The organism is Acinetobacter pittii (genome assembly GCF_022449185.1).
GTDB lineage: Bacteria > Pseudomonadota > Gammaproteobacteria > Pseudomonadales > Moraxellaceae > Acinetobacter > Acinetobacter pittii_I.
In genome coordinates this window covers 269,152-294,266 of sequence record NZ_JAKUKO010000002.1, presented here as the reverse complement: position 1 = coordinate 294,266, position 25,115 = coordinate 269,152, and the positions used below count along the sequence as shown (strand labels likewise).

At 37.6% G+C, this 25,115-nt stretch carries 26 protein-coding genes and 1 tRNA gene; 16 read left to right on the top strand and 11 right to left on the bottom strand.

Features of this window, described 5'->3' with window-relative positions:
• Positions 1-142: 142 nt before the first annotated feature.
• From MKX14_RS07370 to hisA, 3 genes are all read left to right on the top strand, one after another.
• Complete coding sequence (locus tag MKX14_RS07370) at positions 143-691, top strand: DUF805 domain-containing protein (RefSeq protein ID WP_133481308.1); 549 nt, start codon at positions 143-145, stop codon at positions 689-691.
• A gap of 86 nt (positions 692-777) precedes the next feature.
• Positions 778-1,419 (top strand): 3'-5' exonuclease, encoded by a 642-nt coding sequence (gene wrn, locus MKX14_RS07365; RefSeq protein ID WP_133481306.1) that lies wholly within the window; start codon positions 778-780, stop codon positions 1,417-1,419.
• 94 nt (positions 1,420-1,513) lie between these two features.
• A complete protein-coding gene (gene hisA / locus MKX14_RS07360) occupies positions 1,514-2,245 on the top strand; it encodes a 1-(5-phosphoribosyl)-5-[(5-phosphoribosylamino)methylideneamino]imidazole-4-carboxamide isomerase (protein WP_000905538.1) in 732 nt (243 codons plus the stop codon).
• Between the two features lie 69 nt (positions 2,246-2,314).
• Here hisA and MKX14_RS07355 read toward each other — a convergent pair whose 3' ends face one another.
• On the bottom strand, positions 2,315-2,866 hold the full coding sequence (locus tag MKX14_RS07355; protein WP_002116909.1) for a helix-turn-helix domain-containing protein: 552 nt from the start codon (positions 2,864-2,866) through the stop codon (positions 2,315-2,317).
• A gap of 98 nt (positions 2,867-2,964) precedes the next feature.
• On the opposite strand from MKX14_RS07355, the gene MKX14_RS07350 reads away from it, so the two are divergent.
• Entirely contained in the window at positions 2,965-3,867 is a 903-nt protein-coding gene (locus MKX14_RS07350) for a DMT family transporter (protein WP_240282164.1), read from the top strand.
• Positions 3,868-3,900: 33 nt separating this feature from the next.
• Here MKX14_RS07350 and MKX14_RS07345 read toward each other — a convergent pair whose 3' ends face one another.
• Genes MKX14_RS07345 through thrB form a run of 4 tightly spaced genes read right to left on the bottom strand, consistent with a single transcriptional unit; the run spans position 3,901 to position 6,231 of the window.
• Positions 3,901-4,206: an antibiotic biosynthesis monooxygenase family protein gene (locus MKX14_RS07345; RefSeq protein WP_046812842.1), complete on the bottom strand. Its 306-nt coding sequence runs from the start codon at positions 4,204-4,206 to the stop codon at positions 3,901-3,903.
• Between the two features lie 3 nt (positions 4,207-4,209).
• Complete coding sequence (locus MKX14_RS07340; protein ID WP_005078529.1) at positions 4,210-4,602, bottom strand: DUF4870 family protein; 393 nt, start codon at positions 4,600-4,602, stop codon at positions 4,210-4,212.
• A gap of 36 nt (positions 4,603-4,638) precedes the next feature.
• The gene (locus MKX14_RS07335) at positions 4,639-5,268 is read right to left on the bottom strand and encodes a DUF1294 domain-containing protein (protein WP_240282163.1); all 630 of its coding nucleotides are present in this window, start codon (positions 5,266-5,268) and stop codon (positions 4,639-4,641) included.
• Positions 5,269-5,280: 12 nt separating this feature from the next.
• Complete coding sequence (thrB, locus tag MKX14_RS07330; RefSeq protein WP_240282162.1) at positions 5,281-6,231, bottom strand: homoserine kinase; 951 nt, start codon at positions 6,229-6,231, stop codon at positions 5,281-5,283.
• 112 nt (positions 6,232-6,343) lie between these two features.
• On the opposite strand from thrB, the gene hisF reads away from it, so the two are divergent.
• Positions 6,344-7,102, top strand: coding sequence for an imidazole glycerol phosphate synthase subunit HisF (gene hisF / locus MKX14_RS07325; RefSeq protein ID WP_000880078.1), 759 nt, complete (start codon positions 6,344-6,346; stop codon positions 7,100-7,102).
• A gap of 40 nt (positions 7,103-7,142) precedes the next feature.
• Here hisF and MKX14_RS07320 read toward each other — a convergent pair whose 3' ends face one another.
• Positions 7,143-7,781 carry a hypothetical protein gene (locus MKX14_RS07320; protein WP_240282161.1) on the bottom strand — a complete coding sequence of 213 codons (639 nt, stop codon included), beginning with the start codon at positions 7,779-7,781 and terminating at the stop codon, positions 7,143-7,145.
• 109 nt (positions 7,782-7,890) lie between these two features.
• On the opposite strand from MKX14_RS07320, the gene MKX14_RS07315 reads away from it, so the two are divergent.
• From MKX14_RS07315 to MKX14_RS07305, 3 genes are all read left to right on the top strand, one after another.
• A complete protein-coding gene (locus MKX14_RS07315) occupies positions 7,891-8,895 on the top strand; it encodes an AraC family transcriptional regulator (protein WP_240282160.1) in 1,005 nt (334 codons plus the stop codon).
• 132 nt (positions 8,896-9,027) lie between these two features.
• Positions 9,028-9,717, top strand: coding sequence for an aquaporin Z (gene aqpZ, locus MKX14_RS07310; protein WP_063097739.1), 690 nt, complete (start codon positions 9,028-9,030; stop codon positions 9,715-9,717).
• 41 nt (positions 9,718-9,758) lie between these two features.
• Positions 9,759-9,923 carry a hypothetical protein gene (locus MKX14_RS07305; protein WP_017400529.1) on the top strand — a complete coding sequence of 55 codons (165 nt, stop codon included), beginning with the start codon at positions 9,759-9,761 and terminating at the stop codon, positions 9,921-9,923.
• A gap of 10 nt (positions 9,924-9,933) precedes the next feature.
• Here MKX14_RS07305 and MKX14_RS07300 read toward each other — a convergent pair whose 3' ends face one another.
• The 3 genes from MKX14_RS07300 to MKX14_RS07290 form a co-directional block, all read right to left on the bottom strand.
• Positions 9,934-10,176 (bottom strand): hypothetical protein, encoded by a 243-nt coding sequence (locus MKX14_RS07300; RefSeq protein ID WP_108009872.1) that lies wholly within the window; start codon positions 10,174-10,176, stop codon positions 9,934-9,936.
• A 45-nt stretch (positions 10,177-10,221) separates the two neighbouring features.
• Positions 10,222-10,821 (bottom strand): LysE family translocator, encoded by a 600-nt coding sequence (locus MKX14_RS07295; protein ID WP_032057207.1) that lies wholly within the window; start codon positions 10,819-10,821, stop codon positions 10,222-10,224.
• Between the two features lie 97 nt (positions 10,822-10,918).
• Positions 10,919-11,998, bottom strand: coding sequence for a DNA/RNA non-specific endonuclease (locus tag MKX14_RS07290; protein ID WP_240282159.1), 1,080 nt, complete (start codon positions 11,996-11,998; stop codon positions 10,919-10,921).
• Positions 11,999-12,253: 255 nt separating this feature from the next.
• Here MKX14_RS07290 and MKX14_RS07285 point away from each other — a divergent pair, with 255 nt between their 5' ends.
• Complete coding sequence (locus MKX14_RS07285; RefSeq protein ID WP_240282158.1) at positions 12,254-12,697, top strand: hypothetical protein; 444 nt, start codon at positions 12,254-12,256, stop codon at positions 12,695-12,697.
• Between the two features lie 55 nt (positions 12,698-12,752).
• On the opposite strand, the gene MKX14_RS07280 is transcribed toward MKX14_RS07285, so the two are convergent.
• Positions 12,753-14,633, bottom strand: coding sequence for a potassium transporter Kup (locus MKX14_RS07280; protein ID WP_086264760.1), 1,881 nt, complete (start codon positions 14,631-14,633; stop codon positions 12,753-12,755).
• 122 nt (positions 14,634-14,755) lie between these two features.
• On the opposite strand from MKX14_RS07280, the gene MKX14_RS07275 reads away from it, so the two are divergent.
• A tRNA-Ser gene (locus tag MKX14_RS07275) sits at positions 14,756-14,845 on the top strand.
• A gap of 183 nt (positions 14,846-15,028) precedes the next feature.
• Entirely contained in the window at positions 15,029-16,198 is a 1,170-nt protein-coding gene (locus MKX14_RS07270; protein ID WP_240282157.1) for a tyrosine-type recombinase/integrase, read from the top strand.
• A 23-nt stretch (positions 16,199-16,221) separates the two neighbouring features.
• On the opposite strand, the gene MKX14_RS07265 is transcribed toward MKX14_RS07270, so the two are convergent.
• A complete protein-coding gene (locus tag MKX14_RS07265; RefSeq protein ID WP_240282156.1) occupies positions 16,222-18,873 on the bottom strand; it encodes a type I restriction enzyme HsdR N-terminal domain-containing protein in 2,652 nt (883 codons plus the stop codon).
• A 572-nt stretch (positions 18,874-19,445) separates the two neighbouring features.
• Between MKX14_RS07265 and dndB the strand changes: the two genes are divergently transcribed.
• From dndB to MKX14_RS07240, 5 genes are all read left to right on the top strand, one after another.
• Complete coding sequence (dndB, locus tag MKX14_RS07260; protein WP_240282155.1) at positions 19,446-20,567, top strand: DNA sulfur modification protein DndB; 1,122 nt, start codon at positions 19,446-19,448, stop codon at positions 20,565-20,567.
• Entirely contained in the window at positions 20,568-22,061 is a 1,494-nt protein-coding gene (dndC, locus tag MKX14_RS07255) for a DNA phosphorothioation system sulfurtransferase DndC (protein WP_240282154.1), read from the top strand. It begins immediately after the preceding gene.
• Entirely contained in the window at positions 22,058-24,064 is a 2,007-nt protein-coding gene (dndD, locus tag MKX14_RS07250) for a DNA sulfur modification protein DndD (protein ID WP_240282153.1), read from the top strand. Before dndC ends, dndD begins: the two co-directional genes overlap by 4 nt.
• Entirely contained in the window at positions 24,045-24,404 is a 360-nt protein-coding gene (dndE, locus tag MKX14_RS07245) for a DNA sulfur modification protein DndE (protein ID WP_240282152.1), read from the top strand. The genes dndD and dndE overlap by 20 nt, the downstream gene beginning before the upstream one ends.
• A gap of 168 nt (positions 24,405-24,572) precedes the next feature.
• On the top strand, positions 24,573-25,115 hold the full coding sequence (locus MKX14_RS07240) for a hypothetical protein (protein WP_240282151.1): 543 nt from the start codon (positions 24,573-24,575) through the stop codon (positions 25,113-25,115).

The window sequence follows — 25,115 nt, the reverse complement described above, 5'->3', positions numbered from 1 at the left end:
AAAACTGAAAAAGATCAGGTCTAGATGGCCTGATCTTTTTTTTATTTACAATAACAACTAATCATTTATAGAATGATGTTTTATTCAACAAAATATTGAATATTTATACTTTTAAATAAAACCAAATGATCAGGAAAACAAAATGAATTCACCTTTCGAAAATCAACCACTTCAACAAGATTCCCCCTTTAAAGCTAGTGGTCGTTTTGGGCGACTCTCTTATGCTGCTTGGACATTCTTATTTTCACTCGTCATCGGTATCGCCGTTGTCATCATCGCTTTTACTTTTGGGTTTACATCTAGTCAGGAACTAACGGGTCTTTCTACGGCAGGCATGATTGTTATCGCCATTCTTTATATTGTTTGCCTCTATGTAAGTTTTGTATTTACCATCCGCCGCTTGCACGACCGCAATAATACAGGATGGCTATCGTTACTGATGCTGATCCCTGCCGTAAACCTGATTTTTATGATTTATCTCTTTGCGGCGAAAGGTACAGAAGGCAATAATGATTACGGCCCAAAGCGCCCTACTCCTGGTTGGGAACGCGTTTTAGGCTGGATTTATATTATCCTAATTCCACTTGCTTTGGTTTTTGCTGTCGTTGCCACAATCATGTCTCCGACCTATGAAGGCTATGTCGAGAAAAGTGAAAGTGTGGTCATTGGTACACCTTCTCAGTCTCAGTAATTTTTAAAGACATTCATAAAGCCTAGTCCTCTAGGCTTTATTCATATATAAAGTGAATAGCCCAATTCATTTGTACGCTGTTAAATATGTCCGAAGCCGTTGCCCTCCTTGATAAAGCCTCTATTCAGCAGCTTCCTCCTTTTGAAAATCTTAACCACCACAATATTGTGGTGATTGAAAATATTGAGCAATGCAAAAGTATTGAAGAAGAATTAAAAAACGCTGCAATTTTGGGATTTGATTCTGAATCTAAACCTACATTTAAAGTGGGTGAAGTCTCAACTGGGCCACATTTAATTCAACTCGCTACACCACAAAAAGCCTATTTATTTCATGTCAATTCATCGACTTTAAAATTCTTGCAGCCCATTTTATCTAACCAGAAGCAAATTAAAGTCGGTTTTGGCCTTAAAAATGATAAGCACATTTTTCATAAAAAAGGTATAGAGCTAGAAAGTTGTGTCGACCTTGCCAAAGGGTTTAGTCACTTTGGTTTTAAACAGCAAATGGGCTTACAAAAAGCGGTGGCACTGTTGTTTGGACAATATCTGGCAAAGTCGAAAAAAGTTGGAACTTCAAACTGGGCACGAAAGCCACTTACATCTCAGCAAATAAATTATGCCGCCGCTGATGCTTATGCTGCATTACTCGTATTTGAAGAGCTCAGAAACCAAAATCTATTACCCGCTCATATTTCACAAACTATTCAAACCGCACTTCAAGCGTAAAGTAATAAAAGTCTTTTCTAAGGCTTAGCGATTGATCAATACTTTGCTAAGATGTGCACAATTTCATAAACATGATGAAGCAAGGAGCGGAAGCATGCTAATCATTCCAGCAATTGACCTGAAAGATGGTAAATGTGTGCGTTTAAAACAAGGGCGTATGGAAGACGATACCGTTTTCTCTGACGATCCGGTTGCAACTGCCCAGCATTGGGTAAATGAAGGTGCGCGCCGTTTGCATTTGGTTGATTTGAATGGCGCTTTCGCAGGTACTCCAATTCATAAGCCTGTTGTTGAAGCGATTGCTAAAGCTCAGCCAGAATTACCAATTCAAATTGGTGGTGGTATTCGCTCATTAGAAACGATTGAACACTATTTAGAAGCTGGCGTGACTTTTGTCATTATCGGCACTAAAGCCGTTCAAGAGCCTGAATTTGTAGAAGAAGCTTGTAAACGTTTTGCAGGCCACATCATTGTTGGTATTGATGCCATGAATGGTATGGTTGCAACTGACGGTTGGGCAAACGTTACTGATGTGAAAGCAACTGATTTAGCGAAACGCTTTGCAGATGCAGGCGTGTCTAGCATTGTTTATACAGACATTGCACGTGATGGCATGATGCAAGGTGTAAATGTTGAGCAAACTGTAAACTTGGCTCAATACTCAGGCTTACCAGTAATTGCTTCTGGTGGTGTAACCAACCTTGATGACGTTCGTAACTTAAAAGGCCAACCGGGCATTTTAGGTGCGATTACAGGCCGCGCAATTTATGAAGGTACTTTAAACCTTCGTGAAGCTCAGCTTTTGTTAGATGAAAACCGTCTTTAATTTTTAAGATGTAAAAAAAGAGCCGCTTTAGGCTCTTTTTTTATTGCTGTCATGAAAATATATTCCAAATCAATACACCACATTACGAGTAAATTTAAGCACTTGGTTACCACTATTGATATAAGTATAAGTAACAGAACTTTCAAAAATAAAAGATGAACCAGCAGGTATTATTTTTTTGCTATCTGTAAATTGTATGGTCAGCTCACCTTCTAATACGTAAATAATTTCTTGCCATCCGTCTGCATCTGCTTCAGCAACGTAAGACTCTCCTACTGCCAAAGACCATATCCAAAGCTCAACTTGGGAACGAGAGGGAACTGAAGCGAGCAAGGTTGCTTTACTTTCTTCATCTTTCCCCTGCCAAGCAAGTGCATTGACTACAGCATGTTCTTTATGCTCAGGTGCACTCACAATCGTTTTAAAATCCACACCCAACACTGCTGCAATCGAATCGAGTTTGGCCAAACTAATATTGACCTGCCCAGTTTCCAAAGCAGCAATGGTTCGTCTACTCACCCCTGCCAGATCTGCCAAATCTTGTTGACTCAAATCTCGTTCATCTCTTAAGGAACGAATATTTGTGCCTACGTGCTGTAAAACGGTACTCGACTGGCTCATAAATTAAAGTAGTAAATAAAATATGAGCAATATATTGCACAAAATACAAGAATAGCGCAATATGTGCAGTATATTGCACAATTTAATTTAACTTGAGTATGTCACCAATTTCTCTGAGTTCAAGCAAAGCCCCACAGTTAGCCCTCATTTTGATTACGATCATTTGGGGTGGAACATTTCTTACTGTGCAGTATGCACTGAATTTTTCATCGCCTATGTTTTTTGTAGGCTGCCGTTTTGCTGTTGCGGCTCTTACTTTGCTTGTTATTTCATTAAAAAGTATGAAAGGTGTTACGTTAAAAGACTTAGGTGCGGGTAGTGCGATTGGTCTTGTAATTGCGGCAGGCTATGGCACCCAGACCATTGGCTTACAAACCATTCCAAGTAGTGAATCCGCTTTTTTAACGGCGCTATATGTACCGCTTGTTCCTATTTTAATGTGGCTCATCTTTAGAAAAACTCCACACATCATGACTTGGGTGGGAGCAGTCCTTGCTTTTACTGGCCTTATTTTATTGACAGGTAATGGTTTTGAGCAAATTTCATTAAGTTTTGGACAGCTTGTAACAGTACTCGGATCACTTGCGATTGCTTTAGAAATTATTTTTATTAGTTACTTTGCTGGAAAAGTAAATTTACGTCGCGTCACCGTCATTCAACTCGGCGTAGCTTCTCTGGTTTCTTTTGCCATTATGCCTGTAGTGGGTGAACATGCAATTCCTACATTTTCATGGCCACTTGTACTCCTTGCTGTTGCATTAGGTTTAGCCAGTGCGCTTATTCAATTTGTGATGAACTGGGCTCAACGTATGGTTGATCCTTCACGTGCTGCAATTATCTATGCAGGCGAACCTGTTTGGGCTGGCATTATTGGTCGAATTGCAGGTGAGCGTTTGCCATTGATTGCCCTTTTTGGCGGTGCATTAGTGGTGTTAGGTGTTTTAGTCAGTGAGTTAAAACTTAAGTTGCCAATTAAAGAAACTAAAAGAATTCGAGAATAAAAAAAGAGAGCTTAATGCTCTCTTTTTTATCTATTATTTTTTCTTCAATAAAATACAAGGCTGGTAGTACTCAACCGTCGGCATTGGATCATAAAAAGGATGGAGCAATGCTTTCCATTTCTGATAAGCCTCAGACTTTCTAAACCCTTCTGTATGGTTTTCAATTTCATCCCAGAAAATCATTAAAATATAATGATGGGGATCGGTTGCATGCTTAATCAGTTGGACCGCATTAAAGCCTTCCATTGGATAAACAATATGTTTAGCCTGCTCGAATGCCTTAAGAAATGCTTCACTTTGCCCAGGCTTTATACTCAAATGCACATGTTCAATAATCATGATTTATTGATACATCGGGCGGTTATCATTTAACGCAATCAATCCACGAATGGCACGATATACAATCCAGATCCACGCAGCGCCAATTACGCCCACACAGAATACGGTCGATGAAACGGCAACGCCTGCAAATAGATTAGTATTTTCGCCCGTAAAGAACAGGAAAATAAACGGCAAAAAGGCAATAATATTCCAAGCCAAATACCACCAGAATGTCCTGATTTGCCACGTAAAGTGACTCGCAAAAATCGAGCCTTGTACATCAGAACGTTTTACATAGTTAATAATTAAAGCAATAACCGCAAGTAAGCCGCCTGTAAAAATGGCAACAATATAAAGTACATATAAAATAAGTGTTAAAGTACGATTTGGATCTTGGTCGATAGAACTATTCATTTTTATACCTCTCAAGTTTATTAAAACGATTTACTTTTATGAGCCCCGCAATACGTTTAAAGGAGAAATTAGCCACAAAATCAAAAGTAAATGAAAGAATATGGTACAAAAATAAATCTTACGAAAGGGTTGTTTTTGTGTTTTATGTCTTAGTTTTTGTTGTGCCCACCATGCAGCTGGCCAACCTCCTAAAAAGCTAACAATGTGCAATGTTTGTTCAGGTACACGGCGATTACCCAATTGTGCGGCTTCTTTGTCTTGTGAATAAAGCCAATAACTTAAGGCATTCATCATTAAAACAAGTAACAAGGTGTAGGCGGGTAAAATATGAATAAAACTCATAATTCCCATTAAAACGAAATAAAACACGATCCCCATTTGCATTGCAGACCAAGGGTTAGCTTGAAAGGAAGATTCTGCTTTTGCAGGCTTGGACGCTTTTCGAGTTTGAGATGCTTTTAAATAGGTGACCTGCTGAGCACGAAAACGGCCTCGTTCATCGAGAATCACCCGATATTCCAGTGCACATCCAATAATTGGCCGAGGTCCGGGGCGTGCAAAATCTTTGATATGCAAAAAGACTCGTTCTTTTTCAGCATCATCCGGCTGAATAAAGCCATAACCTTTTTCGTCGAACCATTCGACTAAGCGCCCCTGATCTCGCATCTTTATTCCCTTTTATGCTTTTACCTGACTTAAACGGTCTTGCATCATTGCTCGCATTTCTTGCGGGTCTTTTTGCAAAATGTCATCGCCAGTACGTCCTTCTTCTTTATTTTTTTGAGCAACTTGCAAACGCATTGACCAGAAACGGCAAGCTGCCATTGCCAAGAATACATCTAAACATGCAAGCTCATCTGAAGTCAGCGCACGAACTTTTTGGTATGCCTCTAAATAAGCTGTGACTTTGTCTGAGTTTAAATGCGCCGCTGGATATTCGGTACAAAAATCATTGATGGTAATCGCAATATCAAATAGCAATTCATCTTGATTTAACTCATAAAAATCTAGAATACCTTGTAATTGCTCACCTTCAAACAAAGTATTGTCGCGGAACAAATCAGAGTGAATAAAACCTGTTGGTCGATTTGAATACTTCGCTGTTTTCGCATTAAAAGCTTGATAGACCTGCTCAAGTAACGTTTGGTCGTCTTGAGTCATATTTGGTTTAAGCTGCTCTGCAACACCTGTCCAGTATTGATGATCACGGCGATATTCACGTTCAAGTGGAAAATCTTGTAAAGCCACATGCAGTTTCGCCTGTGCATCTGCAATCGCTGCAACTTGCGCTACTGTAGTTTGCATGGGATGGTGTCCCATTAAACGTGGTGCAATTTGTGCAGGCTTGTCTGCAATCACATGAACCGCTTGTCCGCTGTGCTTTAATGGCACTGCAACGGGTACATCATGGGTACCTAATTGCTCAAGTACAGGAATAAGTTCACCCGCCCCTTGTGCATCTAACTCTTCAAATACGGTGAGTACATATTGTTTGCGGTTTACATCAACCAAAAAATAATTGGTGTTTTGAATACCTCCCTGAATTGGGTTCAGCTCCAACACCTCTAATCCATAAGGTGCAGCAAAGGTGCGAACTTCATCTAAACTCAACGGGGTATAAACCGACATGGAAAACCTGCAAAAAACATCTGTGAAGTTTGATAGAATACCTCTTCCCTCCATGAAGGTGTAGCGCCTGTGTAGGAACTTTCACCAACGGCGATTATTTTTGGAAAAAGCTATGCTTGCTAAACGTATTATTCCTTGCCTAGACGTTGATAACGGACGCGTAGTTAAAGGCGTTCAATTCCTCGATATTCGTGATGCTGGCGACCCTGTTGAAGTGGCACGTCGCTATAACGAACAAGGTGCAGACGAAATTACTTTCTTAGACATTACCGCTACACATCATGGACGCGATACCACTTACCGTACTGTTGAACGTATGGCCGAGACTGTATTTGTGCCATTAACTGTCGGTGGTGGTGTACGTAAGGTTGAAGATATTCGTGCGTTATTAAATGCAGGTGCAGACAAAGTGAGTATTAACTCGGCTGCCGTATTTAATCCAGAATTTGTTCAAGAAGCTTCACAGCACTTTGGCGCACAATGTATTGTGGTTGCGATCGATGCCAAAAAAACTGGCGACAACAAATGGGAAATCTTTACTCACGGTGGCCGTAAACCAACGGGTATTGATGCCATTGAATGGGCTGTAAAAATGGCTGACTACGGTGCCGGTGAGTTGCTGATTACCAGTATGGACGCTGACGGTACTAAAGCAGGTTACGATATTGCTTTAATGCGTGCTATTAATGACCGCGTTACCATTCCAACGATCGCTTCAGGCGGTGTGGGCAACTTACAACACCTTGCAGACGGTATTCTACAGGGTGGTGCCGATGCAGTATTGGCAGCAAGTATTTTCCACTTTGGTCAATATACCATTCCAGAAGCTAAACAATATTTGGCTGAACAAGGCATCGAAATGCGCTTGTAAGCTTAATCATAATTAAAGGGGCGATATGCCCCTTTATTTTTTATGCCGCACCATCTATTTCTTTCACTTCACTAGGAAGTTCTAGTTTTTCTTTTTTCTCGACCCATTTTGCTGGAAAGATTTTTTCTACAGCTTGAGTTAACGGTTTAGCAAATAAAGTAGGCAACCGAACACCCAAAGGATTTTGTTCTTTTAAATCTGCTGAAGACACCACCCGTGTTCCCATCACATAATCAAACCAAGGTTTAGTCACACACCAATTGGCGTCTTGATTAGAGTTCATGTGGTGGTCGTAATGCCACGGGATTTTACGCTTTGCCCAATCCGGCTCTAAATGTGCACGGCGATGAATATAATAATAATTTCCAGCACTATACCAAGCTGCGAGTGCCATGCCTTTTGAAAATGGATAGAAAATTGCGCTTGAAACGGTTGCCACCACAGCAAGCGAAATTAACTCATTTTTAGTTCGCCAGTTACCAACGCCCTCAACATAGCAATCATCATGAAACTGTTGTTTACGGACTTCACGATGGTGTGCCCAATGTGACTCCATGCTTCTGGGCACTGGGCTATAGCGGGGTTGTCCAGCACGGTGCACACCATGCAAAATATATTTGTGTGCCACCCATTCAAATGCATTTGCAACTGCAATTCCGGCAATAAACCCTTTTAACATCACCTAACTCCTTTTTCTTTTTATTCAGCATATAAAATTCGTTATGCTAGGTATTGACCAGAATTTATGGTTTCATTGACAAATCACGACAAGAAAGAGGTGGTTAGGGATGCCACAACTAAAGAATTATACAGGCTCAGTGTATGGAGGGCTGGGACATCTATTAAAAGCTTATTGCGAAGCCAATCAATTAGCGATTCCTGAACAATTAGAACAAGTTCAAAATCTGGAACGCTTTGACTATGTGGTTTGGCGTGATCTATTAGAAGTGATTTATAAACTAGACCCGAAGTCCGGTTTAGGTCTAGAAATTGCCAAATATGTACAACCCAAACACTTAGGAATTATTGCTTACCTCGCGCTCTCTTGCGACAACTTAGGTGAAGCTTTAATTCGCTATCATGATTTTCACCGTCTAATTTATGACGGGAGCCCATTAGTGGTTGAGCTACAAGGGAGATATGGCTCTATTCGCTGGGAAGCGACCGAGCTACACCCTACTCAGCTTACCGATGAAATCGCAATTGCGTTGGTGATTCAGTTCTTACGTCTTTTTATGTCTCATGAAGATGTGCATTTACATGAAGTACATTTCTTAAATGCTGCCCCTAAAAATATCAGAGTCTATGAACAATACTTTCAATGTCCCGTTCGTTTTAGTCAGCCCCGTACAGAGTTACTCATTCCAATTACAGAAATTCATAAGCCACTTAGCAGCGCCGACCACACCTTACAGCAACTATTGGTTCAGCAGGCCCAAGCACTTTTAGAGCAATTACCAAATTCGACCCAACTTGATCAGCGTTTACAGCATTCGATTTTGACTGGGCTACAAAAGAATCAATATCAAATTGAACATATTGCTGCTCAATTAGGCCTATCAGTTCGACAACTCCAACGACACTTACAACAACAAGACACCACCTTTCAGGAACGTGTTCAGCAAGTGCGCTTTATGCTCGCAACCGAGTATTTAAAAGACCCTCATTTGAGCCTACAAGAGATCGCACTTTTACTTTGTTATTCAGAACAAAGTGCCTTTCAAAGAGCATTTAAACATTGGACCAATCAAACACCCCAGCAATGGAGGGATCAATTTTTATACAAAGAATAACCAACCAAAACTTACAAATCTTTTCTTGATTAAAACAACACTGAAAACAAAAATTTCATATAGTCACATGCTTAATTTTTTGTGACATATTTCACACTAATTAAAAAATAGATCAATAGATGAGTAATCACAATGAATAAATATTTTGCTGAATTTCTAGGTACGTTTTGGCTAGTCTTTGGTGGTTGTGGTAGCGCAGTATTAGCCGCAGCTTTCCCTGAACTTGGTATTGGCTTTGCAGGTGTAGCCCTTGCCTTTGGTTTAACCGTACTCACAGGTGCTTATGCTCTAGGGCATATCTCAGGTGGACATTTTAATCCCGCGGTAAGTGTTGGCCTTTGGGTCGGTGGCCGCTTTGATGTTAAAGATTTAATTCCCTATATCGTTGCTCAAGTGGTCGGTGCGACTGCTGCTGCATTTGTTCTCTATATTATTGCTCAAGGCCAAGCAGGCTTCACTGGTGTAGGCGGCTTTGCTTCAAATGGTTTTGGTGATTTATCACCAAATAAATTTGGTTTAGGTTCTGCGTTTATTATTGAAGTGGTACTTACAGCTTTCTTCTTAATCATTATTTTAGGATCAACACATGGTCGTGCGCCTGCTGGCTTCGCTCCTATTGCAATTGGTTTAGGCTTAACACTCATTCACTTAATCAGTATTCCAGTGACGAACACTTCGGTGAACCCTGCACGTAGTACAGGTGTAGCGTTCTTTGCTGAAACTGCTGCTTTAAGTCAGTTGTGGTTGTTCTGGGTAGCACCGATTTTAGGGGCTGTGATTGGGGCAATTATTTATAAGGTGGTAGCTGGAGATAAAGATTAACTGTTCTTAGACTCAATCTACTATCGCGGAAGGTGACATGGATGTCACCTGTTGAGCAGGGGTACATGGATGTACCCTCTGATCAACAAAGCCTTTTGTTTACTTTTGGGCTTTCAAAAGTAAAAAATGTCTATACACATTCAATAAAATCTAACGTGGTATTAAAGACTGTATGGCAGCATGACCATACTAAATATCACGCATAGCATGCATAAATTATAAAAACGGATTATTAATTTCTTGTTCAGCTGGACGTTCAATTTTCTCAGGCAATTCTTCTTTTTCCAAAGCCGTAACCACTTCGTTTAAAAAGCTCTGCAATGCCTTTGCCTGTTCTAACCCGACTTTATCTTTGGTAATTTGCAAGTTGCCATAAATACTGACGCAATCTACATCATTTTCTAATGTTAAATCTTCAATTGATGAAGACTCTGTACCCTTTTCAAATGGCTTAAACATAGGTGTTGTCTCGTTGTTATATCGTCACAGTGTAATACGGTCAATTTAAAAAAAATCGATCAAAATTAAAAGAGCAGATAAAATTAAAAAAGCGCCCATCAAGATATTAAAATATTTCAAACGATTGCCCTGATTGAGCACCACTGAAAATTTATCACCACAGAACCCCCAAAAGAACAAACACGCATAGCAAGTAAAAAAGTAAATAACGATAAAGATCGGCAACGACTGCGGGTTTTCAATGCTGGTAAACATGGTAATGCCTGACACACAAGCCAACCAAGCTTTGGGATTCAGCCACTGTAACAAGAACCCATCTTTAAAATTGGGAACAATCATCTGTTCAACAGGAACACTGGAAATAGAAATATTTGCAGCAGAAAGAATAATTTTAATCCCGATATAACAAACAAATAGCGTTCCACAAACTGCAAGAATTTTTAATACAACAGGAAACTGAGTTAATAAACTCTGAAGACCAAATGCCATGAAAATTAAAAGCAAGGTAAAACCAATTGTGGCCCCTGAAATATAGGGAAGAGATCTTTTTAAACCGTGATTTAAACTGGTCGATAAAATGACAGTATTGACTGGGCCTGGGGTAATAGACATTGCAAATGAAAAAAGAAACATCGAGGCAAACATTGTTATTGTCCTTATTAAAATAGAATCTATAGACAGATCTGTCTATGGATTCTATTTTAAACAATTAGAGTATTGCAACAACAATCAAAAAAGCTGCTTATTTCATTATTTGCAAGAAATAGTTCACTAAGGCTTCTACCAGTTGTTTCACAATCGCCTTTCTGGTTTCTTCATCAATTGTTGGAACTTTTGCTTCCATTGGCTCCGAAGAACCAGTTTTTTGCTTTTTAAACTGATCTTGTAGCGCTTGAATTTGTTCTGCGTTTAAGTCTTGCTCACACTGACTTTCGCCATCCCAATGCAAATAGTCGAGCTTTTGATTTGGTTTAACTTGGCTCGCTGTTAAAGGTAGGCGATAGACATTACGCTTTTGTTGCTCAGTTAACTGCGGGAACAGGTTGACGCCTAAACGCTCCTCAAGGTAGCAAACACTCACAACCTTCACTTGTAGAGAGTTATTATTAGGTGCGTAATAAGCGCCGATCGCCCCAGTTTTTGGCATATACACCGCTTTATAAACTGCAGTTGGAACAATTACACCCTGCCCAATCGTCTTAAGACGCTTGCCTTCAAAAACAGGACCTGTCACCACATAAATATCTTGTTTTTGTTTAGTGGCAATGGCACGGGTCGCTTCTTCGAGCTTACGCCAGACTTCTTGGTTATTTTTAGGCGCTTGCGGCACCATATTGCTGAGCGAGAAACTATCAGATTGGGATTCTTTATTTGACATATCACCATTAGGTGCCATATGCCCACGGTCATAGCCTGAACCGCGATAGTCACTTAACAGTGCCCGATGCTTTTGAGGAACACGCGTTTCTTCATGGAAGTTATCTTCACGTTTAATTTTGACACTTAAACGTTCTGCATCTAAATGCTCGGCCGACCATAATGGTGTTTTAGAAATGCCAGAATAGAGGACATTAAAACCATTAAAGCACAGTGGATAGCTGTCTTTTTTTAAGCTTTCTTTATTTAAAGCAGGCGGAACTTCTCGATAAAACTGGTTAAGACAAGTCGAGTTAGTACTTAAAGGCGAAAACCACTGCGAAATCTTTTCACTACCGAAAGCAATTGCAAAGCTTCCAGCTGCAATACAAGCAAGAATAATCTTGCCAAAATGCTCACTTAGAGAGAATGAATTTTTACCTTTACTGCGTTTTTTACTTGCCATGTTTCTATCAATACTACTGTCCAGACGCAGCTTAACAATCCTGCTTTTTTAAGTATATCTCTTATCTTTCATATGGTTAAAACATGGTCATCTTTTTTGTAACTCTATTTCCCCTTACGTAACAATCTGTTGGAATTATGAGAGGCTTTGGCTATTGAATTACGTCAATTGCGTATCTTTCGTTGAAATGCACTTATGGCTTATGACATGGTTAGCTCCACAAATTTGGATAAAAATATAATCGGAGTCCACTTAATGATCCATTCAAAGATTATTGGTATTGGCGTAATCACAGGATTGTGTAGTATGGCAGCATTAGCTGAGCCAGCAGTCCAGCCAGGAGATACTTTAGAAAGTTTGTCTAAAGTGAAAGTTACTACCACTGTAAATGGCCAACCTGGTTCTATTAGCGATTTAGTCAATAGCGGACAAGTACAGCAAGTTTCTGCTGCACCAACAAATGCAGCGCCTACAGGTGCTCCTATTCCGGCAGATGTTCCACCAGCACCTCCAGCAGGTGGTGAAATGGCGCCACCAGCAACACCAACTGATGCAGTACCACCTGCACCAAATCAAGCGCCTCCAGCGCCACAAGATCCAAACACACCACCGCCTCCGGCAGCTCCAAATCAGTCGGCAGATCCGATGGCAAAAGATGGTGCTTTACCAGCAGATGCACCAATGCAACAAGCTCAATAATCAGAGCCATAAAAAAACCAAGACATCTGTCTTGGTTTTTTTATTACATCAATTTTTATATTTCGATTTGGCTACCTAACTCAACCACACGGTTGGTTGGAATTTGGTAGAAGTCACTCACTGGACTAGTATTACGCTGCATAGAGATAAAGAGTTTCTCTCTCCATGGAGACATACCTTCGCCCACTGTATGCACAATACGGTCTCTTGAAATAAAGAAACTCATTTGCATCATATCAAATTCAAAATCTAACTCTTTATAAGCTTGTTCCAAAGCATTTGGAATATTCGGTTGATCCTTAAAACCATAGTAAACAAAGATGCGATAGAAATGATCATCAAGTTTCTCTACTTTTAAGCGGTCAGCCGCAGCTACATAAGGAATATCCTGCGTATACACCGTGAGCATTACATTACGATTGTGCAGCACTTTATTATGTTTAATATTATGCAACATTGCATGTGGAACAATATTTGGAGTACCTGTTAAAAAGATTGCTTCACCAGGAACAAAATGTGTCTCTTTACTCATCCCAATGCTTTTTATGAATAAATCGATCGGTAATGCATTGGTTTCCATACGCTTATATACGATTTCACGACCACGTTTCCATGTCATCAAAATCGTATAAACCACGACACCAATTAGAATTGGCACCCATCCACCAGCTAAAATTTTAAGCGATGTTGATGTAACAAAAACTAAATCAAGGAATAAGAATGGAATAGTAAATAATGCGACTTTCCACCATGCCCAACGCCAAACCCCATAAGCCAATGTTGAGATTAAAATCGTACCACATAACATGGTCATGGTAACCGCGACACCATATGCACTAGCAAGCTCTGCACTACTTTCAAAAAGTAAAATCAGAATCAAGACAGAAATAAATAATACCCAATTAATAAAAGGTAGATAAATCTGCCCTTGCTCTACGTCTGATGTATGGTGAACTGTCAATCGAGGTAAATAACGCAATTGAATTGCCTGATTAGCAACTGAAAATACACCTGTAATCACGGCTTGTGAAGCAATCACTGCCGCAGCTGTGGCTAATCCAATCATCGGGAACAAAGCCCATTCTGGAACTAAAATATAGAATGGATTTTCAATCGCTTGAGGATTACGCAATAACAATGCGCCTTGACCCGCATAATTCAACAATAGACATGGTAATACAATAATGAACCATGCCAATTTAATTGGCATACGTCCAAAGTGTCCCATATCAGCATATAGCGCCTCGCCACCTGTCATCGTCAGTACAACAGCACCCATGGTGATAAAAGCAACGGCTGGTTGTTCAAACACGAAATTCAGTGCCCAGTATGGATTTATCATCATCAATACATATGGTGTTTGGATAATACTCCATAGACCAATCAAGCCGATAGAAATAAACCAAAGTAAGGTAATTGGACCAAAGAATTTCCCCATTGTCGCTGTACCATGTCGCTGTACCATAAACAGTGCAGTTAAAATTCCTAATGCAATTGGAACTAGCCATTGATCTAAAGCAGGTGTAATTAAACTCAAACCTTCAATCGCAGAGAGTACAGAAATTGCAGGTGTAATGATTCCATCGCCAAAAAATAAGGATGCGCCAATAAAACCAAGGGCAATGAGATAGATCTTATTTTTATCTGAAAAGACCGTAGAGCGAAGATTTAACGCCAACAGCGATATGATCCCCCCTTCACCATTGTTATCAGCACGCATAATTACGGAAACATATTTATAGCTGATACTTAAATTCATACACCAAAAAATCAGTGACAATATACCTAAAACAGATGCTTCGTTAATTGGCATATGCCCCGTTCTGAAACACTCACGTATGGCATACAATGGACTTGTTCCAATGTCTCCAAAGACCACCCCTAAGGCTGCCAGTGTCATCACTGACAATCCGGCTTTTTTTGCAGTGCTTTGCATATGTTGTCTTCAAAATAGAACGTTGTATGCCGCAATATTATCACTAGCTAAAAAGTTTTTCTGCAAATCTGTTTGACTACAACTTGGCAGAACTCGTTTTTTTAGTTACTATCGCACGCCTTGGTGAGGTGTCCGAGTGGCTGAAGGAGCACGCCTGGAAAGTGTGTATACGTTTGCGCGTATCGAGGGTTCGAATCCCTCTCTCACCGCCAAATTTAATTTCTATGATATCTTATAGATTCCAAAAAGCTTAAATCTAAAGGATTTAGGCTTTTTTTATTGTCTTATGTTTTCCCATAATAACCATTGAATCCTAGATTGGTTGGGGGTATAACTGGGGGTATAGTAAATCAACCCCATTTTTATACCCCCAAATTTCCACGGAAACTGCCGCAATGCTTACAGATGCCCAAGTCAGAAAGATCAAACCATTAGAAAAGAAAACAAAGTATTCTGATGAAAAAGGCATGTATCTGGAAGTTACACCGTCAGGTGGAATGTATTGGCGTATGAAATTTCGCTTTCATGGTAAAGAAAATATTTTCAGTATTGGTACATATCCTGACACCACACTTGCCCAAGCAAGAAGAATCCGTGATGAAGCACGCTTAAATTTAAAAAATGGTATTAATCCGAACGAATTAAAGAAACAAAAAAAATTACAAGTAGATGAAAGTATATTTTTTAAAGCTCTTGCAATGGAATGGATGCAAGATCGTAAAGCAGTCATTAAAGAGGCTACCTACTTACGTGACTTATCTGTTTTTGAAAAAGACCTATTCCCAACTTTAGGCAATATGCCAATTGATCAAATTAAAGGGAAAGACGTACTCGCTTGCGCTAAGAAAATTGAAGAGCGTGGAGCATTGGAAATGGCAAAACGCTCTATTCCTTTAGCTGGCCGTATTTTTCGCTTTGCGATTCGAAAAGGCATTATTGAGAATGATCCTACCCCACACTTAGGTGAGGCTCTTAAGCCACGTAAAGTAAAAAATATGGCTAGACTGGATATTTCCGAATTTCCTGCTTTTCTTGAACGTATGGATCGTTACCATGGAAATCTAATCATTCGATCAGCATTACAATTGATGACTCTCACTTTTGTCAGAACAGCAGAACTTAGAATGATGGAATGGAGCGAGATTGATTATGAGAATCATTTATGGAGGATTCCAGCTCATAAAATGAAGATGGCTATGCCTCATATTGTGCCATTATCAAAACAGGCTTTAGAAATACTGAAAAAAATCCAACCAATCACAGGTATAAAACCTTATGTTTTCTATAATTACAGTACAGCTAAGCCAATTAGTAGTAATGCTCTTCTATGTGCAATTCGTACAATGGGCTACAACGGTAAAATGACTGGACATGGATTCCGCGGACTTGCATCCACTACTCTGCATGAGCAAGGTTATATGCATGATGCGATTGAAATCCAATTAGCTCATAGAGTTGGAAATAGTGTTTCACAAGCCTACAACCATGCACAGCATTTAGATTATCGGGCTAAGATGATGCAAGAATGGTCTGATTTTATTGATGGGTTAAGGAATAAGGCTTAAAATATCATTATATGTTTTCTTTATTACTTATCACCAAATGGTAATTGAAGTGTAGATATGTCCAAAAAAGGAACTTCAATTCTACTTTTTTCGTTAATATAGTTTTGTGGTCTTAAATCTTCTAGAATACTCATCAAACCCAATATTGCTCCTGTTTGAGGAAAGATAGAAACTATTGGCTGCATCAAGATATACATCTTTTCATACTCGTTTTTTAATGAATCATCTATCTCTTGATCTTCTCGCATACCCTCCAGAATACCTGGACACATATGACCATAGTACATTTCATGAAGTTGTGTATGAGCATTTTCTAAACCGAAGTTGTATTCATTTATCATTTCAATTTTATTCACCAATATACCACTTTGAATTTTTAGTAAAATAAGTTCAAGCAAAGCAAATGGTGAAACATAACCTAAGCATGTAGCAGCACTTTCTCTGATTATACTAGATTCACTTAAATTCAAATCCATTAGAGCCTTTGTAACAATAGACTTTTCTGGATCACCCTCATGGAGCTCCCAGTGTAATGATCGTAAGGCATCCAGTACAACTACCCCTGTAGCTTTGGATTCTAGAGAGTATTCCCCATCTACTGAAAGAATAGCTTCGATAAAACTTTTTAAAGAACTATCATCTGGCAAAACTGACATTAATTCTTCACTATCCTCAGTTAGTAATGAGATTAGCTTAACTGCCTCTATTTTTACCAAGTTAGACTGATTATTGAATACTTGATCTATTGCATAATTTAACCATTCCTCTTTATTTATTAAATGTTTAACTGATATATCATAAAGAGCAGATAAAAGAATTTGCTGAATTTTTGGGTTTTCATACTTCGGTAACTTTTTAGTTACCAACTGCAAATACTCAATATGTTTAACTTGTTTTAAAAACCATCTTAATGCTTCTAAACCTGCATTCGATTGAACAGCCATATCAAAAATATTTGAAATTTCTTGCTTATTTTTAAGCTTAGAAAACCAATCTTGAACCCAGTAAGAAATAATAAAATCCCTTTCTTTTCCATAGTAAAAATCAATAGCGGGAGAATTCAGTTCATTTGTTACCTGCGACAATAAAGCTGCATCAAAAAAACCAGAAGGGATTTTCTCAATTAAAGGAATATTCCATAGATTACAAACTCTTTCTATTTTAACTGGTGCATCCTTTTCAAACATTTCTTTGGCCAAGATAGTTAAACAAACTTGAATATTATGCTCTGCCAACCCGATAGTTCGATTAATCTTTTCCTTAATAATCTGTTCTAATAGAATTGGTTCTTCTAAAATATTAGGAAGAACTCCATCCTGGAATAAATTCATTGCAATACCAAGAGTATAAGGATCATCGACTCTTTGATGACTATTTGGCACTCTGACATTATATGCCAAACTATATTTTCTATATGCTTCTTCATATTCTCCAGGAGAATATTTTTTGATATTAATCACACTCGAATCGAGACTGTTATCAGCGTATTCTGGGCTAATTTCAATAAGCTGAATAGCTTTTACCGGAATTGAGGCTGCTTCTGAAATAAAAGATGGATTTCCACCTTCTCCTCTCAAAAGTCTACTAGCCGCCACATGTGTTAAACTAATAATTATTTGAATATGATTAGAGGCCAACCTTTCACTTTCTTGATCTATTATTCTCGCTAACTTTGTATTTGCCTCATTCCAGCCATCAATAAAGATAAGAAGTCGCTTATTTCCTTTACGGAGAATATTTATTAATTTCTGAACAATATAATTCGAAGTGCTATTTCCATCTTTTAAAATCCATCCAAAATCTTCAGCTATTTCACCTAATAATCCTTGCATTAACCCTATAGCAGGATAAAAAAGGCAAGGGGTTCCTTGTTTCAGCCTATCCTCAACCATATGGCAAATAAAATTTGTCTTGCCTATCTGAGGAGCTCCAACGACTAAAATCACTCGCCTACTTCTCTCATCAATCAATTTCAGTAATTTTTTTCTAGCTTCTTCCCGTTCGATATATAAGGCTGGAATGTATTTTTTATTTGAGTTTAAATCTTCACTTCTTAAAGGCCTCATACGAAAAGTTGTTTGTACTTCACAAAAAGACACGAGATTCTCGGATGAAAGAGAAATGAGATTTTCTAAAGCTTCTGTCTGTAAAGATAAATACTCTTCACCAACTCTAAAATTTTGTATATAAGAACCTATATTTAGATTTATTTCAGAATCAGTTATTTCTACTTTTGTGAGTGTATCAAAAATTTTTGTTTCTTTTCCATTAGTTAAAACTAAACAGGGAGCAATATTTCCTTCTAACATACGCGCATATGAAATACCTTGGTCTCTAGCGTCATTATCCAAAGATTCGTTTGGCCCTTTAACTTCTATTATTAACAGATTTTTTCCATCCATATTACGAACAAGTACATCTGCTCTTGGCCGGAAATAAGAATATTGAAAATCCTTTTGCTTACTAGTCGATTTTTGTTGTCTAATTATCCCTCCTTTCTCAACATTTACAACTGATCTTCCAAAGCGGATAGAAAATGAAAACTCAACTGACAAATCATTTAAATTAAAACCGCGCTCTATTAACCAAGGTATAACTATTTTTGATCTTACGTCGTCTTCTGATAATACTTTTGATGATGATATTAAAGCCTCTTCTATATTGATTTTACTCATAAATTAAAAACCTAAAGTATAGTAGAGAAAATGTAAAATTAATGTAACTGGCTATAGATTTTTACAATTACTAACTACTGATATGAAACATAATTTTATGCAATCCACTGACAGTATATTGTGAGTTAAACATAAGAAAAAGATTGATTTTTACTCAGATTTATCGTTAAAACAGTTTTCAAAAAAATAATTATGCGATTAACAACCTAACTTTATACCTAATTGCACTTACATAAGAAATTTAGTGTGGCTAATACTTTTGCAGATTTAGAAATTTATCACTAATTGAACCAATTCATGAGTGGATAGCTCAATTGATAAATTGAAAATTCAAACTAGGCCATTTACAAGAGTAAAATTATAATTTGATTAAGAAGGATTTCTTAGTCATAACATTTTTGATTGGAAATATTTCCGTATTTAGTAAATCTTATATACAACAGTTAATAATAAACGTTATATTTTTTCTTTAGATCCAGAGCAAAAAAATAAAAAAATAAACGTCCAAATGATGCATATTAACGTCCATATGATATGATCATCGCATTAAGATAAATTTAAGTAGTACAATTATGGATGGTAATTGGTTCGAATTCGTCGCGATGCAAGGTCTACAAGCACGTTCAGCTTACTACGTCATTATGGTGCCACTTAAATTCGTACCGAAATTTTTTAAATTTGATGATGAATCTTTACCAACCCCACTTCGAGCTCAAAGAACTCTCAATAAAGCACGTATTCCTCAAATTAGTCGCTATATAACCGAGAACCCCGAAGAATACATTATGTCCTCTCTGTGCGCGTGTGTAGATGGAGAGGTTAAATTTGAACCTAATGAATTATGCAATAACATGGGAAAACTAAAAATCTCTATAGATGCAACGGTTCTAATAAATGATGGTCAACACAGACGTGCTGCAATTGAAGAAGCTATAAAAATTAAGCCTTATTTAGGTGATGAAACTATTTCAGTAGTGATTTATGCTGATAAAGGTTTAAAACGTTCTCAACAAATGTTTGCTGACCTTAATATGCATGCTGTTAAACCTGCTCAGTCAATTAAATTACTATTTAACCATAGGGATGAACAAACACATATTACAAAGTCTGTAATTGATGCAATACCGCTATTCAAACAATATACTGATTTTGAAAAATCGAGTATTTCTCACCGCTCAACTAAAGTTTTCACTTTTAGTTCGATACATCAAGCAACAAAAGAACTCCTCATATCAAAAAATTCAGATCTTAAAACGGAAGATGCTATAGAAAAAGCCACTCAATTCTGGAAAGAAGTAATACAATACATTCCTGGCTGGCTTGACCTAATTGAAGGCAGAACAACAGCCTATCAAATGCGACAAAACTATATTCACGCTCATGGTATTGCTTTACAGGCACTCGCAAGAGTTGGCAATATTCTATTGAAGGAATATCCTCAAGATTGGCAAAATTATCTTTGCAAACTAATTCACGTTGAATGGTCACGTAGTAATTTGGCTATATGGGATAGTCGTGCTTTGGTTGCAGGAAAAATCAATAAGTCCCGTAACAATTTGGTTCTAGTGACCAATTACATTCAAAAAGTCTTAGGAATACCTTTGAGTATCGAGTCCCAAAGAGTTGAAGATATATTGATGGACTCTTTTAAAGTTAAACACGAAACAGTAGCAAACATTGAGGAGATGGTCTAAATGAGTTTTTTTGAGACCAACTCACTAAAAGATATTCATGCGTCAATTCAGGAAGTATATCTTTCTGATCAACGACCGTGGGTCGTAGGATACTCGGGCGGTAAAGATTCCACCTGTGCATTACAATTAGTATGGAATGCATTAGCACTTTTACCTACTGAGCAAAGAAAGAAACCCATATATGTCATCAGTTCAGATACATTGGTTGAAACCCCTATTATTGTTCGTTATATCGATAAAAATCTAGAAAGCATTCAGAAGAAATCTGATGAACAAGGTATGCCTTTTATTGTTCAAAAAGTAAGTCCACGCGTTGAACGTTCATTCTGGGTCAATTTAATTGGTCGTGGCTATCCTGCCCCAAGTAATAAATTCCGCTGGTGTACTGAACGACTAAAGATTGAACCTGCCAATGACTTTATTACACAGCGTGTTGCTGAATTTGGTGAAGTAGTTGTGGTCTTAGGTGTACGTTCAGCTGAAAGTGCTACACGTGCACAAGTTATTGCAATGCACAAAATTAAAGGGACTAAACTTGCACGCCACTCCTCTCTCCTAAATGCTTTTGTATTTGCGCCAATTGAACAATTTACAACTGATGACGTTTGGAATTATTTACTACAAAGCAAATCACCATGGAATAATGACAACCGTGAATTAGTTACTATGTACAGAAATGCTCAAGCAGGAGAGTGTCCACTTGTTGTCGACAAAACAACTCCAAGCTGCGGTAATTCACGTTTTGGTTGCTGGGTATGTACAGTAGTTCAGCAAGACAAATCGATGGAAGCAATGGTTGAATCCGGCGAAGAGTGGCTTGAACCCTTACTAGAATATCGCGACTTACTATCATCAACTCAAGATCCTGAGAAAAAATTTATTTATCGTGAATTTAAACGCCGTAATGGTCAGGTCGCTTTCAATCATGCAAATGGCAAGTTAGTTCCTGGTCCTTATAAATTGGAATTTCGTAAAGAATTACTCAGTAAACTTTTGGGTATTCAAAAACAATTACAAGCTGAAGCGCCTATTGGTGAAGCGCCAGTTCTGATCCATCCAGCTGAATTACATGAAATACGACGTTTATGGCGTTCAGAGAGTGGCGATTGGGCGGACTCTGTTCCTCAAATCGTTAAAAATATTCTTGGTATTGAATTAGATTGGGAAATCGAAGATAGCGTTCTTTACAACACTCAAGACTTTACTTTGCTTGATAAAATTTGCAAAGAACATGACCTTCCTACTGAACTCATGGTTAAGCTTATTGGTGTCGAAAAGGCTTCTCATGGTTTAAAACGCCGCCACAATATTCATAATCAACTCAGCAAAGTTCTAAACGAAGAATGGCGTGATTTAGCAAGTATCTTAGCTGCTCGTAATTCTCAGCAGGACATTAATGAAATTATCGAAGTAGATGATGATGAATCTTCATTTACAGAAGAAATTTCTTCTGGCCAGTTAGATTTATTAAATAATATTGGAGCTAAACCATGATTATTAAATCATTAATTCTTGAAAATATTGGTTTATATAGTCAGCATACAGAATTTTTACTTGAGCCCAAAAAATCATCAACCGCTACTAATAAACCTATTATCTTAATCGGAGGGCGAAATGGTTCAGGTAAAACAACTTTTTTAGACTCTATTCGTTTGGCTCTTTATGGTAAGCGTGCACTTGGTTTAGGCATAGGCGAAAAAGAATATCATCAGTACCTTTTAAGTAAAATGAACCAAAACCATCTGGATCGCACATCCAAGATTGAACTAAATTTTATTTATACTGAAGGAAGTATTCCCGCTGAATTTGCTGTATGCCGTACATGGGCTATTGATTCAGATGGACGAATGAGAGAGAGTCTTGATTTAAGAAAGAATGGTGAAACTGTTACTTCCGTACCAGAACAGGAGTGGGAAAACTTTTTATTAGAGTTGATTCCAGTTGGCATATCACAACTTTTCTTTTTTGATGGTGAGAAAATTCAAGATATTGCTGAAGATAAGAATGTAATGTTATCAGATGCAATTAAAAATCTGCTCGGAATTGATTTAATAGAAAAATTACGTCTAGATCTGCATTCTTATCTAAACCGTCATAAATTAAATGATAGTGGTCAGAATGATATCGGGATTATTACCCAACGTTTAGATCATCTTAAACTTCAAGAAGTTACTTTAAAAAATGAATGTGCTCAACTTAAATTTGAACACCAAGCTTTACTAAAAAATATTGAGCAAAAGAGACTTCGGTTTGTATCAGAAGGTGGAGCAATCGCATTAAAATATGATCAATTAAAGACTAAATTGTCTCAACTGAATAAAGAAATTAATGGATGTAAGCAAGAACTTACAAGTTTAGCTAATAACCTGCTTCCTTTTCTGTTTGCACCTAAGCTTATTTCTAAATTTATGAATCATTTAGAGTCTTCATCAGCTGATCAATCTACAAATAGACTCCTTATTGAGCAAACATTATTATCATTCCAAAATAGCTCAGCTCATAAAGAAGAATTATGGACAGAAGATCACTGGGAAAATCTAAATCAGTTTCTTAAAGATTATTTTAATGCCCAATCAAAACTAAGTGCACATCCTGCATTTAGTGAGCTCACTAAGCCTCAAGAATCTTTGGCAAAACTAATGGAGCTAGAATTAAACACCAAAGTACAAGTACAAAAACTTTATAGTCATTTTGTGCATCTGTATCAGGAAAAAGAAGCAACAGAATTCTCTATTGCCCGTGCAGAGAATGCTGAGGATTCAAACGCTTATTTAGATGAGTTACTTCAGAAGGAACGCAAATTGGGCGAACTAGATATTATTCTAAATCAAAAAGATGAAGAATATCGTAAGCTAAGTTGGGACATTATAAAAGTAGAACGCAGCCTAAAACTAGCAAATGAAGCCGTTGTTGATTTTGAGCTTCAAAATCATAAGAATTCATTAGCTGCTAAAGGTATTAAGGCACTTATTGATTTTGAAATAGCATTACTTGAACAAAAAATTATTCAAGTACGTAATAATTTTGTAGATATATTTAACTCTCTTCTGCGCAAAAAGAACTTTATTACAGATATTCAAATTGATGCGAAAAATTTTAGTACATGTCTGATCAAAAAAAATGGGCAGTCCATTGAAAAGTCTGCGTTATCTGCTGGTGAAAAACAGATTTATGCGATAGCAATGCTATGGGCACTAGCCAAGACCAGTGGCCGCCATTTACCAATGATTGTGGATACGCCATTAGGACGTTTAGATCGGAAACATCGTGATAACTTAATGAAGTTATATTTTCCTCATGTCAGTCATCAAGTCATTATTCTTTCTACGGATACAGAAATCGATGATCTCTATGTGAATCAGTTAAATACTCATATCTCTGAAAGTTATTTACTTGAATATAATCACGAGTTGGCTTCGACCCAAGTATTGTCAGGTTATTTTACCGATTTGAAACGTATGAATACGGAGAAGAGAATTGCATTACAGCAAGCTTAAAATTTCATCTGAGGCAACTACTCGACTACGTATGCTAAAACAACGTACAGGCCTAACACCAAACTTACTTTGCCGCATTGCATTAATGATGTCTTTAGAAGAAGGTCCTTTAGGAAATATTCCATTACCTAACGAGGATGGCTCTGAATTTAATGCTTATACGCTTACTGGTGAAAACACTGAACTCTTTTTATCACTTCTTAGATATATAGAAGACAATCAAGACGAGCCATTAGAAAATAAAGTGCTTCTTGACCGTATGCGTGGACATATCCATAGAGGAATCGGAGCAATGTCTGTCCGTTATAAATCCGCTGAAAGTTTAATAGCAAAATTATAATGTGTGAGGTAGATCAACAAACGGTCTACCTCTATAAAATTTCGCCTATGTTCAAATACTTTAATTTATAACTAATTATGTTTATACTTATTAAAATTATATTTTATTACTAATTTTGCAAGAATATAGATGCCCTTATCAGTTTAAAATTTATTGAAATATAAAGTTATGAGTGATGATCCACAACCAAAGAAAAATGGATTCCTTTTAGCATGGGAATTTATTTGGAACCAAACTAAAAAGCCCGCAGATCAATCTACATTCTGGATGTATTTACTTCTTGGAATTTTACTTCTGGGTGGTTTGGGTTTTTGGTTTGAATTAATTAAATTCTTAAGTGCAAAGGAATCCTCTTCAAGTGCAATGAAGACAGCATTAATACTTTTTGCCCCCCCACTAATTAATACTTCTGTAATTCAACTTTGTCTATCAAAAAATGATGTTGAACAGCATACCAAATCAACATTAATTATTTTCATTGTCTTAGTGAATTTAGCTTGCGTACTTCTACTGATATTTGATCCTCAATTTAGCAGTTTTAAATTTTGGCTTCCTATGTTGTTTATCTTAATTTTTACTATATGGGCAGCTTGGGTACAGTCATCACTGAATATAGATTTATATGATACTCCCCCTAAACATGCATCACTGGGTGGTGAAAAATTAAATGAACCGCTGAAGGGCGATATTCCTGATGGCTTTAAATCATAA